Raw genomic sequence first — 13,384 nt, 5'->3', positions numbered from 1 at the left:
GTTCCTATTGCGATTTTTGTTTGTCCTGCTATCCTCGCCCCCTCGTCATGACCGCACCAGATACCGCCCGGAGAGGCGGCGGGCGGCGATCGATCACGTCTGGAACAGGGGGCACGAGAATATGAGAAAGCCGGTTGCCATCGGGCTCGCGGTTGTCGCAGGTACCGTCTCCGCGGAGACCACCACGCTGGACCCGGTGGTCGTCGTGGGATCCAGAACACCCACGCAGATCAGCCAGATCCCGAGCGCCGTCCAGGTCATCGAGAAATACGAGCTGCGCCAGCAGCTGAACACCGGCGCGGACCTGAAGACCGCGCTGGGGCGGCTCGTGCCCGGCCTGGACATGGCACCGCAGGGCCGCACCAACTACGGCCAGAACATGCGCGGGCGTAGCGCCCAGGTGCTGATCGACGGCGTATCGCTGAACAGCTCCCGCGGGATCTCCCGCCAGTTCGACTCCATCGACCCGTTCAACATCGCACGCATCGAGGTGCTCTCCGGCGCCAGCAGCCTCTACGGCGGCGGCGCCACCGGCGGCATCATCAACATCATCACGGAAAAGGGCGAGGCCGGGGCGCCGAGCTTCCGCACCGAAGCGGGTGTCACGACCGGCTTCAACCGCAGCGACGACCGCGACTGGCGCGTGTCCCAGTCGGTGCGCGGCGGCACCGACCGGGTGCAGGCCTACCTCGGGGCCTCCTACCAGGACAACGGCCGCCAGTTCGACGCCAGCGGCGACGAGATCTTCCCAGACATCGCCCAGAGCGACCTGCAGAGCAACGAGCGCATCGACGTGCTCGGCAACCTGGCTTTCCAGCTCACCGAGTACCAGTCGCTGCAGATGAGCGCCCAGGTCTATCGCTCGGGGTACGACGGCGACCGCGGTGTCTACTTCCCCAACCTGCAGGACAGTCCGCCGAACCTGAACGACGCCGAGATCCGGGGCGGCTTCGAGTCGGACCGGGACCCGGCGACGGACCGCAACATGGTCAACCTCCAGTACCGGCACACAGATCTGCTGGCCCAGGATTTCCACCTCCAGGTGTTTCACCGCGAAGAGGAAGCCAGCTTTCACGCCTTCCCCTATCCAGTCAGCACCGGGTACCAGTTCGCGGCGTCCAAGCAGAACACGGACCTGAGCGGGATCAAGGCGCTGTTCGACGCGGAGCTGCGGGACGACCTCGGCCTGACCTACGGCCTGGATCTCCAGCGGGAGCAGTTCGATGCCAGCCAGATGTACTTCGACAAGGCGACCAGCGACGCCACCGGGGGCCTGGACCAGAACCGCGCCCGGGTGGAGCCGCGCTACCCCGGCTACGAAATCGACGGCATCTCGGCCTTTGCCCAGAGCGACTGGCAGATCACCCGCGGGCTGCAGCTGTCGGGCGGTGTCCGCCGGCAGCACATGGACGTGGAAGTGGACGACTTCCAGGGCATCCCCGGCGGCGAGAACGACTACGACGCAACCCTGGTCAACGCCAGTGTCCTGTACGACTTCCGTAACGGCCACCAGAACTGGCTGCAGTACAGCCAGGGCTTCGAGCTCCCGGACCCGGCCAAGTACTACGGCAAGAGCGCCAGCGTCAGCGTCTCCGAGAACCCGCTGTCCGCCATCAAGACCGACCAGGTCGAGGCAGGCTGGCGCTACCGGGGCAACGACTGGGTTACCCAGGCCGCCCTCTACTACGCCTGGTCCGACAAGGCGGTGGAGAACGCCCAGGACCTGAGCGTCACCGTGGTCGACGAGGAGAAGCGCGACTTCGGCTTCGAGGGTGCGCTGACCCGCTACTTCGACACCGGCTTTCAGCTCGGCGGCACGCTGCACCTGGTCCGCTCCGAGCAGAAGAACAGCGACGGCGACTGGGAAAAGCGCGACGCCCGGTATGCCTCGCTGTCCTCGGCCACCGCGTTCGTCGGCTGGACCGGGAACAGCCGCTCCGCCCGGCTGCAGGCCAACCATACGTTCGATCTTGAAGATGCCGAGGGCCGGGAGATCAACGGCTATACGACGCTGGACCTGAGCCTGACCCAGGACAGCGACTACGGCACCTTCAGCGTCGGCGTGCAGAACCTCCTGGACGAACAGTATTCCACGGTCTGGGGCCAGCGCGCCGCCGACTTCTACTCGCCCTACTACGGCCCGGAATACCTCTACGACTACCAGGGTCGGGGCCGTACCTACAGCTTGACCTGGTCGGTGGACTACTAAGGAGGGATCAATCATGAATTCTGGACATCGAATCGCAGGGACCGCGCTGCTTCTGGCAGGCATGGCACCGATCGCGGTAGCGGCACAATCCGGCGACACCCCGGAGTCGGTGCAGCTCGCCCCGCTGAATGTCATCGGGCAGGCTGCCACCAAGGCCGAGACACCCTTCCTGGAAACACCCCAGTCCGTCTCGGAGATCACCCGGGAGGAGATGGAAGAACAGGGCGCGCGCACCGTCCAGGAAGCCGCACGCTACACCCCGGGCGTGTTCGCCGGCCAGATCGGGGCCTCCAAGCGCTATGACTACATGGTGCTGCGCGGCTTCTCCGATGGCAGCATCGACAACGTCTACCTGGACGGCCTCAAGATGCTCGGGGATCCCGGCACTTTCAGCACGCTGCAGATCGACCCCTACTTCCTGGAGAGCGCAGAGGTGGTCAAGGGGCCGGCCTCGGTACTGTACGGCCGCGCGTCCCCCGGCGGCATCGTCGCTCTGACCAGCAAGCAGCCCCGGTTCTCCAGCCACCGTGAAATCCAGCTCGGCGTCGGCACGCAGGCGCAGCGCCAGGCGGCCTTCGATTTCACGGACCGTATCGGCGACAGCGGCCGGGCGGCATACCGCCTCACCGGCCTGGCCAGCCGTTCCGACACCCAGTTCGACAAGCTGGAGCAGGAACGCTACGCGCTGGCGCCTTCGCTCACCCTGAACCTGAGCGAGGCGACATCCCTGACGCTCCAGGCCTATCTCCAGGACGATCCCGAGGGCGGCTCCCACAGCGGCCTGCCGGCGGAAGGGACGCTGTACCCGCGCAACGGACGCACCATCTCCAACAACTTCTTCGAAGGCGAGCCCGACTACGAGCTCTTCGAGCGCACCCAGCGCATGCTGGGCTATCAGCTGGAGCACGCGTTCAACGATTCCTGGTCGGTACGCCAGAACTTCCGCTATCTCAACTCGGACGTGCGGCTGCAGCAGGTCTATGCGTTCGGCTGGGCGTCGCCCACGGAGCTCAACCGGTACTACTCGGGAGCCGACGAGTCGCTGGAGGCGTACGCCGTCGACAACCAGCTCCAGGGCGAGTTCGCCACGGGGGCGCTTCGTCACACGCTGCTCATGGGCGTCGACTACCAGCGGCGGCGCGCCGACGTGGCCTGGCCCTCGGGATCGTTCCCGCCCATCGACGCATTCGATCCCGAATACGGCGCGGACCCCATCGCGATCGGGCCGGCACAGCGCCAGGACCGCGAGCTGGATCAGCTCGGGGTGTACCTGCAGGACCAGATCGCGCTGGGCAACTGGCGCTTCACCCTGGGCGGCCGCCAGGACCGGGTCGACATCGCCAACAGGAATCCGGACACGGGCACGGAGGACGCCGGCGACTGGCGCCAGTTCAGCGGCCGCGCCGGCGCTCTTTACCTGTTCGACAACGGCCTGGCCCCCTACGCCAGCTACTCGGAGTCGTTCAACCCGAACAGCTATGCCGACGCCGACGGCGATCTGCTCGAACCCACGGAGGGCCGCCAGTACGAGCTGGGCATGAAGTTCCAGCCGCCGGGCAGCGCCAGCCAGGTCACGGCCTCGCTGTTCCATATCGAGCAGGAGAACGTTGCCACGAGAGAACCCCAGGAGTCCTTCTATCGGCCGGTGGGCGAGATCCGTTCCCGCGGCTTCGAGCTGGAAAGCCAGCTACACGTGACGGGCGGCCTGTTTCTCCGCGGCGGCTACAGCTACACGGAAGCGAAGATCCACGAAGCCGCCGACGGCACCGAAGGCAATTACAGCAACATGGCGCCGCGGCACCAGGCATCCCTGTGGGGCACGTACTTCTTCGACCAGGGCGCGCTGGACGGCCTGGAGGCCGGGCTGGGGGTACGCCATATCGCCGACCTCTGGGCCGACGACGAGAATACGCGCAAGGTCCCCGACTATACCCTGGTGGACGCGAGCATGCGCTATGACCTGGAAAGCATCGGCATCCAGGGGCTGTCGGCACGGCTCAACGTCCACAACCTCTTCGACAAGGAGTACGTGGCCTCCTGCTACAGCCTGAACTACTGCTACTACGGCGACGAGCGCAGCGTCACGGCCACGGTGAGCTACGACTTCTAGAATCATCGGAAACCCATGAAAAACGGGCGCCCGAGGGCGCCCGTTTGCGTTTCCGCGGTACTCGACCGCATTACTGCTTGCCGTTGAACTCCGGGTAGGCCTCCATGCCGCACTCGACGATGTCGAGGCCCTGCTCCTCCTCGTCCTCGGTGACGCGAATGCCCATGACCGCCTTGAGGATGAGCCACACGATCAGGCTGGCGACGAACACCCAGACGAAGATCCCGAGCAGGCCGGCGAGCTGGCCGCCGATGGTGGCACCGTCAGACCACAGCAGCACCGCGAGAACTCCCCAGATGCCGCAGGTGCCGTGCACTGAGATGGCGCCCACCGGATCGTCGATCTTGAGCTTGTCCAGGAACACGATGGAGAAGACCACGATCACGCCGCCGATGGCGCCGATGAGTACGGCGAGCGCGGGCGAGGGCACGTTGGGCCCGGCGGTGATGGCCACCAGACCGGCCAGGGCACCGTTGAGGATCATGGTCAGGTCCGTCTTGCCGAACATGGCACGGCTGAGAATCATCGAGGCCACCAGGCCGGCCGCAGCGGCCATGTTGGTGTTGGTGAACACCAGGGCGACGGCGTTGGCGGACTCCACGTCGGAGACCTTCAGCTCGGAGCCACCGTTGAAGCCGAACCAGCCCAGCCAGAGGACGAACGTGCCCAGCGTGGCCAGCGGCAGGTTGGCACCGGGGATGGCCCGCACCTTGCCGTCCTCGGTGTACTTGCCCTTGCGGGGGCCGAGCACCAGCACGCCGGCCAGCGCGGCGGCCGCCCCGGCCATGTGCACGATGCCGGAGCCGGCGTAGTCGGAATAGCCCAGATCGGCCAGCCAGCCGCCGCCCCAGCTCCAGTAGCCCTGCACGGGGTAGATGATGCCGGTCATGATCACGGCGAAGGCCAGGAAGCTCCACAGCTTCATGCGCTCGGCCACGGCGCCGGAGATGATGGACATGGCAGTGGCCACGAACACCACCTGGAAAAAGAAGTCCGAGGTGTTGGAGTAGTAGACGTCACCGCCGCTGTTGACCACGTCCGCAACCGAGTTCTCGACGCTCAGGCCGAAACCCAGCCCGGGGATGATGCTGCTGGCGGAGCCGCCGTACATGATCTGGTAACCGAAGAACAGATACATGATGCAGGCGATGGAATACAGCGCCACGTTCTTGGTCAGGATCTCGGTGGTGTTGCGCGCGCGCACCAGGCCGGACTCCAGCATGGTGAAGCCGGCGGCCATCCACATCACCAGCGCACCGGAGATCAGGAAGTAGAAGGTATCCAGCGCGTACGCGATCTCGATTACTTGGTCCATCGTTGTTGTCCTCTCTCAATGGGTGCCCGGTTGCTTCAGAGCGCGTCCTTGTCGGTCTCGCCGGTCCGGATCCGGATTGCCTGCTCCAGCTCGAAGACGAAGATCTTGCCGTCGCCGATCTTGCCGGTGTTGGCGGCCTTGCTGATGGCCTCGATGGTGCGGTCGAGCAGGTCCTGCTGGACCGCCACCTCGATCTTGACCTTGGGCAGGAAATCGACGACGTACTCCGCGCCGCGGTAGAGTTCCGTATGACCTTTCTGACGTCCGAAGCCCTTGACCTCCGTGACCGTGATGCCCTGCACGCCGATCTCGGAGAGGGCCTCGCGCACATCGTCCAGCTTGAACGGCTTGATGATTGCGGTTACGAGTTTCATTCCCGGATACTCCCTGCTGACAGGCCCCTCGGGCCCTGGACTTGAACGGGTTCCCGCTCAGCGGGTCGGTTACCGGTGCCGGGGCAGATCGAAGGCCCGGGCACCAGCTTCGATCATTGGCCAGCATTTCCTGTGCCATTTGTTGTTTTTCGTGTTAATTCATGTTCTTATTTCATCAGGGAGGGAGACTTCCAGGAGCACGCGAAACACGTCTGCACCGTTTCCGCGCAGAACGCACCAATCAGGTGCAGTCACGCCCCCGACACCATCAGGAGTGCACAATGCTGGATCCGAAATCGCTCGATGACATGGCGCGCAAGTTCGCATCCAACCTCCCGCCCGGCCTGCGGGAGTTCCAGCAGGAGATGGAGCGCAACTTCCGCACGACGATGCAGAGCACGTTCAATCGCCTGGATCTGGTCACCCGCGAGGAGTTCGACGCCCAGGCCAAGGTCCTGGCACGCACGCGGGCACAACTCGAGGCCCTGGAGGAGCGGGTTGCGGCCCTGGAAGGCAAGGGCCCGGAGACCGCGGCCGGCACGGATCCATCCACCGACGAAGGCTGACCGCGCCGCACGGATGGCGCGCCCAGGGACGGGCTCATGACACTTGCAGTGGTTTACGGCCGCGCGGGCCTCGGCGTCGAGGCCCCGCTGGTCAACATCGAGGTGCACCTCGCCAACGGGCTGCCCTCCGTGTCCATCGTCGGCCTGCCGGAGACCGCGGTGAAGGAAAGCCGCGACCGTGTCCGCAGCGCCATCATCAACAGCGGCTTCGAGTTCCCCACTCGCCGGATCACCATCAACCTCGCCCCCGCCGATCTACCCAAGGACGGCGGCCGCTTCGACCTGCCCATCGCCGTGGGTATCCTGGCCGCCTCGGGCCAGCTGCCGCGGGCGGCGCTGCCGGGCTGGGAGTTTGCCGGGGAGCTGGCGCTGAGCGGCGAGCTGCGCCCCGTCCACGGCTGCCTGCCGGTCGCCGTCCAGGCACGCCGCGCCGACCGGGATCTCGCCGTACCCGCGGCGAACGGCCCGGAGGCGGCGCTGGTGCATCCCGACCGGAGCTTCGGTATCGGCCACCTGCTGGACATCAGCGGGCACCTGAACGGTACCACGACCCTCGAGCCGGCGCGGGCGGAGTCACCGGCCGCATCGCCGGCCATCCCGGATCTGGCGGATGTGCGGGGGCAGGCCGGGGCACGCAGGGCGCTGGAGATCGCCGCCGCCGGCGGGCACTCCGTGCTGCTGAGCGGTCCACCGGGCACCGGCAAGAGCATGCTCGCGGAACGGCTGCCGGGCATACTGCCTGCCATGACCGAGGAAGAGAGCCTGGAGACGGCGGCCGTCGCCTCCCTCACCCGGCCGGGCTTCGACGCCGCCGACTGGGGACGGCGCCCGTTCCGGGCACCCCATCACTCCGCCTCCCATGTCGCCCTGACCGGCGGCGGCAGCCGGCCGCGCCCGGGCGAGATCTCCCTGGCCCACAACGGCGTGCTGTTCCTGGACGAGCTACCGGAGTTCGGGCGCCAGGCGCTGGAGGTCCTGCGCGAGCCGCTGGAGACGGGTCGGGTGAGCATCTCCCGGGCCTCCGCCCAGGTGGAGTTCCCGGCCCGCTTCCAGCTCGTGGCGGCGATGAACCCCTGCCCCTGCGGCTACCTGGGCGACCCGGTGCATGCCTGCCAGTGCACTCCGGACCAGATCGCGCGCTACCACGGGCGCATTTCCGGGCCACTGCTGGACCGCCTCGACCTGCTGGTGGAAGTCCCCCGCCTGCGTCCCGAGGAGCTTCAGGAGCACACCGGCGGTGAGGCCTCGGGGGAGGTGCGGCGACGGGTCGCCCGCGCGCGCGAGGCCCGCATGAACGACAGCGGCGCGCCCGCCGCCTCGCTGTCCCCGGACGCCCTGGAGGCCTGCTGCGGCCTGGGTGGTGCCGAGCGGCGGTTTCTCACGGATGCCCTGGAGCGCCTGGGAATGTCCGCCCGGGCCTATCACCGCCTGCTGCGCGTGGCGCGCACCATCGCGGATCTGGCGGGCAAGCCACGGGTCGACGTCCAGCACCTGGGCGAGGCGCTGACCTACCGGCGTCTGTTACGCCGCTAAGGAGACGCTGATCCATTCCCACAGCGGGTGGGAGGGAACCGGTCGTGGTGTCGTGCTGCCGGGAGCCGGCAGCACGACATCGGCCTTACTGCTCGCGATAGGAATCGCCGGCCGCCCGCTCGCCCGACCCCTGGGCGGTCTGGTCGAACCCGCTCCCGGCCGCCTGGTTCGCGGCGTCGCTGCTGAAGCCGGCCCCGGTGGTGGTCTGGGCTTCCGGCTGGGCGTCCTGGCTCTGGAACGTGCCCCAGGCCACGTAGCCGCGGGCGTTGGCGGTCACCGGGTCGTTGACCACGATGCTCTGCGGCACCTGCGGCCGCAGGTAGCGCTCCAGCACGTGGGCGCCGCCGCCGGTGAGCAGCACGGCGTCGTAGTCCGCCAGCTGCCACAGGGACTGCAGCTCGACCATGAGCTTGGTGGCCACCTCGCCCAGGATCTGGTCCCGCAGGTCCGTGATATCCACCCGCCGGCCGGAGACGTTGATCTCGCCCTCGATCACCGCCTGGTCCAGGGTGTAGGTCTCGCGCTCGAGGCCGTACTGCGTGGCCAGGGCCGACGCCAGCGCGTCGTAGCCGGTGGAGATGCCCAGGGGCACGGTACGGCTCCAGGCCGGCGCATACTCGCCCTCGACGATGGTGGCGAAGTCCGTGGTACGGAACCCGACGTCGATGATGCCGACCCGCCCGTGCAGCAGGCGGGAGTCGCCGCGCAGCTGTCCGCGGCTGTCCAGGACCTCGGCCCAGAACGTCCCCAAGGGCTGGGGCACGACCTCGATCTGCTCCAGACGGATGCTGAGGTCCTGGCGGTTGCGGCCCACGTGCCGGGTGACCGTGTGATCGCCGCGCAGCCGCGAGACGAGATCGTCGGCGAGATGCATGCGCCCGGGCGGCAGCCCGGTGACCACCTGGAAGTCGTTCATGGACTCCCGGGAGAACATGCTCAGGGCCCCGAGAAAGAGGATCCGGAGATCGTCGCCCTCGGCGCGGGTCGCCGACAGGCCCCGGTGGGCGATGCGGGAATGCCGGATGGCGAGATCCCCCAGGAAGTACGTCTTGCCACCCACGGTGATGCGAATGTCGCTGGTCGGCTCCGGTTTCTGGAAACCGAGCGACATGGGGCCTCCGCCGCTCCCATCGCCGACCACACTGGGGAAACGGACGCCGTCGCGGCCATCGTTGGCCTTGACGAAACCGTATCCCATATCGAGTCCGATTATGCGTTCCACAGCGCTACCCCCTGACTTCTCTGCTTCCGTTTGACGCGCCCTCGATCCCGACCGCAGGCTGCCAGCCCCGCGCGACCGATCGGTCGTGCCCCTGATCGTAACCGTCTCAGACCCTTATCGCCACCTTCGGTCGTTCTGCGCGGCCCAGCCCCGCCCGGTATCGGGCTCGTCGCGCTCCACCGGGATCGTGGGCTCGTGATCGTCCTGATGCGGCTCCACCGCCGCATCATCCCCGGCCGCGTCATCCAGGGAAGCGAACAGCGGCTCCTCGTCGCCGTCCAGATCCGGCTCGACGTCCGGCACCGGATCCGGCTCGGGCACCGTGTCGACGGCCGCCGCCGGCTCCGCCGCTGCGGGCTCGGCACCGCCGCGCGCCGCGGGCCTGCTGCCGGCGGCGCCCTCGCGCCAGTGGCTCAGCTGGGCCACCGACTCCTCGTCGGTGGAACGGCTCTCGCCCACGAACTGCCCGCCCGGCTCGATGACGAAGCGCCGGCTGGCGACCTCACCGAGGACGCGGCCGTTGTCCACGATCTCCAGGCTGTCGCACTCGACGCGGCCGCGGACGAACCCGCTCACCACCATCCGGTGCGCACGGATTTCGCCCTCGAAGCTGCCGTCCGCGCCCACGGAGACATCGCTCGAGGAGTCGATCTGCCCCTCGAGGCGGCCATCGATGTGCAGATTCCCTTCCGGATAGAGCTCGCCCGTGAACGTCGTTCCCGCGGCGATGATGGTGGTTCCGCCGGCACGCCGCTTCTTCTGCTTGCCGCCACTGCCGAATAGTGCCATGACACCCCGACTCCTCGACCATGATCCTGTCGTCCCGGGCGCAGGGCGCTGCCGCGGGACCCGTCCGATCCCCCAGGCTACGCCGGTTGCGCGCACGGGTACTGTGGCATGGATCACAGGGCCCTTCGAAATCCTGGAATGATCCGGCCCGCAGCACCCCGTGGGCCTGCCGCAAGCGCGCCGGGCGCCGGCTACCGCTGGCAGCGGCTGCAGTAGCAGGTGCTCCGCTGGCCTACCCGGATCAGCCGCAAAGGGCGTCCGCAGGCCGGGCAGGGCGCTCCGGCACGGCCATAGACGTACAGGGACTGCCGGAAGTACCCCGGGCGTCCGTCGCCGTCGACAAAATCCCGCAAGGTCGTGCCACCGGCGGTGATGGCGTCGCTGAGCACCTGCCGGACGGCCTCGGCCAGCCGCCGGTAGCGTGCAGAACCGATGCGCCCGGCGGCGCGGGCCGGGTGGATCCCGGCGCGGAACAGGGCCTCCGCGGCATAGATGTTGCCGACGCCCACCACCGTCGCCGCGTCCATGATGAACGCCTTGACGGCCTGCCTGCGCCCGCGCGACCGGCGGTGGAGCCAGTCGCCCGTGAACGCCGGCTCCAGGGGTTCCGGGCCGAGCCGGGCGAGAAGGGGATGATCGGCGGCGTCACCCGCGGTCACGTGGAAGCTGCCGAAGCGCCGCGGATCGGTGTAGCGCAGCACCCGCCCGCCGGAGAACACGACATCGACGTGATCGTGGCGCCCGCTTTCGCGGCCGGCGGGCACCAGCTGCAGGCTGCCGGACATGCCCAGGTGGATGATCAGGGTGCGGTCATCCAGCCGCACGAGCAGGTACTTGGCCCGACGGTCGACGCCGCGCACGCTGCGTCCCCGGACCTGTGCCGCGAGATCGCCGGGAACGGGCCAGCGCAGCCGATGGTCGCGGACGACGGCGTCGACCACCTCGGCCCCGGCGATCAGCGGGGCGATCCCGCGGCGGGTGGTCTCGACTTCCGGAAGCTCCGGCATGCGTGTCCTGTCCCCCAGGTTCGTTGCGTTTCGAGCGCCCGTGCGGCGCCAGGGCGCGACTCCTAGTCCGTCTCCCTTCCGGTCAGCAGGTAGCGCCGGACGTCCTCGTTGAGCACATAGGCGCGCTGCGCTTCGACGTCGACGAGTCGCACCTCGCCGTCCGCCTGCCCGGCGATGAAACGCCTCTCGCCGCCGTCGGCGAAGATCACGCGCGCGCCCTGGCCGCCATCGGGGGCCGTCTCGAGGGGGCGGACCACCAGGGCTTCCAGCTCCTGCCAGGCCGCCATCAGCGCCCCGGCCGCGGCGGGATCAAGATCGCCGCGCACTACCCGCCACCCTGCCTCCTCGCGGCGCACTTCCAGCGCCTCCGTGACCAGGGCGGCGGCCTCGCGGCCTTCACCCAGCACGTGGCGATCGAGAAAGTTCCACCACGGGCCGCTGACCAGCGGCATGACGCGGTTGCGGACGAGGTGCACCCGCTCACCCACCATCGCATACCGCAGGCCGTCGTCCACCGGATCCTGCGCGCCCAGGCGGATGCCGGTACCGTCCAGGGTGACGTGCGCCCGCGGCGGGGTCAGCCCCGCCTCGTCCGGGTCCACCTCGCGGGTCGTATACTGCGCGCGGCTGCGGAGATCCGCCAGGGCGAGCACCTGCCGGACGTGGAAATCGCTGGCCCGGGCTTCCACGGGCTCTGTGAGCCACCAGCCCTGGGGGCGGCGTTCCATGCGCACGTCGTCGCGGTCGTGCCGCTGCAGGCGGATCACGTCCACGGCGTCGGCGTCGAGCGCGGTCAGGCGGGACGGGCCGCCGTCGCGACGCGCATCCAGCCAGGCGAATGCAGCCAGCGCCGCGGCAATCAGGACCATGACCAGATTGATCAGCAACCGCCGCCGCATCGGCTCAGCCCCGCAGCCGCCGCCACCAGGCCCAGCAGGCCCCGGCCAGCCAGATTCCCGGCAGCAGCACCAGCCAGATCGCCCCCAGGGCGATCATCTGCCCGCGCCCCAGGGCCAGGGTCTGATCCGGCACCGCCGGCCCCGGCACCTCGGCGATCTCGCCTCCGGACGTAAGCCAGTCGACCAGCGCCCGGCCGAGCTTGTCGTTGGCGCCGTTGCCGAGATAGGCGTTGGCGAGGAAGTCCGCGTCGCCGAGCACCACGACGCGCTGCTCGCCGCCGTCCGCGCGGGGGCGGCTCAGGCTCAGGCCCAGGTCCAGGGGCCCGCGCCGCTCGCCGGCATCGGCATCGAACACCGGGTCATCGGGGTTCTGGCGCTCCTGCCAGTGGCGCTCGTCGCTGCGCAGCAGCACCCGGGACTCCCAGTCAACTCCGGAACCCGTGGTCTCCAGTGCCCGCACACCCGGAAACAGGGAGACGCCCTGTACACCCTGCAGCGCCGGATGGGCCGGGTAGTCCCCCAGCGCCAGGAGACGGGGGTTGTCCACGCCCAGCAGCTCCTCCGCCCGGGGTTCCACGACGCGCCCCGGGAGAATGCGCACGCCCAGGGTCTGGGCCAGGAAATCCAGCCGCTGCCGGTCCTCGTCATCGACCAGCCACAGCAGATCGCCGCCGCGCTCCAGCCAGTCCCTGACCGAGGTGCGCGCGGCCTCCGACCAGTTCGCCCGAGGCCCGGCGACAACCAGCAGCGACGCGCTCCCGGGAACGCCGCTCGCCAGCGCGTCCACGGCGCGCAGGCTATAGCCCTGCTCCTCGAGCGAGTCGCCGAAACGTCCGAGATCCCGGTTGGCCTCCCCGGCGAGATCCCGCTCACCGTGCGCCACGGGATAGACCACGGTGCGCTCGCCGCCCGCCAGGAGACGGCCCAGGGCCGCCGTCAGCCGGGGCTCCGTGGGCACCCGGGCCTGCTCGTGGCGGCCCTGGTACGAAACCACCAGGGCCCCTTCGCTCTGGACGCCGAACTCCCGCGCCAGCTCCGGCCGCACCCCCGGATCCACCAGGCGCAGCCGCATCTGCGGGTGGTGCCGCTGGTAGCGCGCCACCAGACGCCGGGCGTGGCGTGCCAGGACATCATCCGGACGCACGAAGGCGACCACCTCGACGCCGCCCTGGAGGCGATTCACTGCCGTAATGCTGGCCTCGGCAAGCTCGCCCCGCCCGGTGGTGGACCATTCGGCGGCGACGGGATACCGGGCGCTCAGCCACGCCAGCAGGGCCAGGACCACCAGCAGGGCGACGCCGGCCATGATGCTGTTGAGATGCAGTCCCAATCGCGTGCGCCGGTTCATGTCACCATGCCC

11 protein-coding genes are annotated in these 13,384 nt (G+C 68.8%); 4 read left to right on the top strand and 7 right to left on the bottom strand.

Translation table 11 applies throughout. From position 1 onward, the window contains the following. Positions 1–121: 121 nt before the first annotated feature. Together QWY84_RS04370 and QWY84_RS04365 are read left to right on the top strand one after the other, a co-directional pair. A complete protein-coding gene (locus QWY84_RS04370) occupies positions 122–2,209 on the top strand; it encodes a TonB-dependent receptor (protein ID WP_290201229.1) in 2,088 nt (695 codons plus the stop codon). 13 nt (positions 2,210–2,222) lie between these two features. Continuing rightward, complete coding sequence (locus QWY84_RS04365) at positions 2,223–4,319, top strand: TonB-dependent siderophore receptor (RefSeq protein ID WP_290201228.1); 2,097 nt, start codon at positions 2,223–2,225, stop codon at positions 4,317–4,319. Between the two features lie 70 nt (positions 4,320–4,389). On the opposite strand, the gene QWY84_RS04360 is transcribed toward QWY84_RS04365, so the two are convergent. Together QWY84_RS04360 and glnK are read right to left on the bottom strand one after the other, a co-directional pair. After that, entirely contained in the window at positions 4,390–5,634 is a 1,245-nt protein-coding gene (locus QWY84_RS04360) for an ammonium transporter (RefSeq protein ID WP_290201227.1), read from the bottom strand. A gap of 35 nt (positions 5,635–5,669) precedes the next feature. Next, entirely contained in the window at positions 5,670–6,008 is a 339-nt protein-coding gene (gene glnK / locus QWY84_RS04355) for a P-II family nitrogen regulator (RefSeq protein ID WP_290201226.1), read from the bottom strand. Positions 6,009–6,289: 281 nt separating this feature from the next. Here glnK and ubiK point away from each other — a divergent pair, with 281 nt between their 5' ends. Together ubiK and QWY84_RS04345 are read left to right on the top strand one after the other, a co-directional pair. Further along, the gene (gene ubiK / locus QWY84_RS04350) at positions 6,290–6,574 is read left to right on the top strand and encodes a ubiquinone biosynthesis accessory factor UbiK (protein WP_290201225.1); all 285 of its coding nucleotides are present in this window, start codon (positions 6,290–6,292) and stop codon (positions 6,572–6,574) included. A 36-nt stretch (positions 6,575–6,610) separates the two neighbouring features. Further along, positions 6,611–8,107, top strand: a complete 1,497-nt coding sequence (locus QWY84_RS04345; protein WP_290201224.1) for a YifB family Mg chelatase-like AAA ATPase — start codon at positions 6,611–6,613, stop codon at positions 8,105–8,107. 85 nt (positions 8,108–8,192) lie between these two features. Here the strand turns inward: QWY84_RS04345 and QWY84_RS04340 are convergent, their stop codons facing one another. The 5 genes from QWY84_RS04340 to QWY84_RS04320 form a co-directional block, all read right to left on the bottom strand. Beyond that, positions 8,193–9,305, bottom strand: coding sequence for a ParM/StbA family protein (locus QWY84_RS04340; protein WP_290202676.1), 1,113 nt, complete (start codon positions 9,303–9,305; stop codon positions 8,193–8,195). A gap of 138 nt (positions 9,306–9,443) precedes the next feature. Continuing rightward, positions 9,444–10,118 (bottom strand): bactofilin family protein, encoded by a 675-nt coding sequence (locus QWY84_RS04335; protein WP_290201223.1) that lies wholly within the window; start codon positions 10,116–10,118, stop codon positions 9,444–9,446. Positions 10,119–10,309: 191 nt separating this feature from the next. Then, positions 10,310–11,125, bottom strand: coding sequence for a bifunctional DNA-formamidopyrimidine glycosylase/DNA-(apurinic or apyrimidinic site) lyase (gene mutM / locus QWY84_RS04330; protein ID WP_290201222.1), 816 nt, complete (start codon positions 11,123–11,125; stop codon positions 10,310–10,312). A gap of 62 nt (positions 11,126–11,187) precedes the next feature. Next, entirely contained in the window at positions 11,188–12,024 is an 837-nt protein-coding gene (locus tag QWY84_RS04325; protein ID WP_290201221.1) for a DUF4340 domain-containing protein, read from the bottom strand. A 4-nt stretch (positions 12,025–12,028) separates the two neighbouring features. Further along, positions 12,029–13,372: a GldG family protein gene (locus tag QWY84_RS04320; RefSeq protein WP_290201220.1), complete on the bottom strand. Its 1,344-nt coding sequence runs from the start codon at positions 13,370–13,372 to the stop codon at positions 12,029–12,031. Positions 13,373–13,384: the final 12 nt, after the last annotated feature.

The sequence above is a fragment of the Aquisalimonas lutea genome, from assembly GCF_030409225.1.
GTDB classification, from domain to species: Bacteria; Pseudomonadota; Gammaproteobacteria; order Nitrococcales; family Aquisalimonadaceae; genus Aquisalimonas; species Aquisalimonas lutea.
The sequence above is the reverse complement of the archived record's forward strand: the minus strand, read 5'-3'. Positions and strand labels throughout refer to the sequence as shown.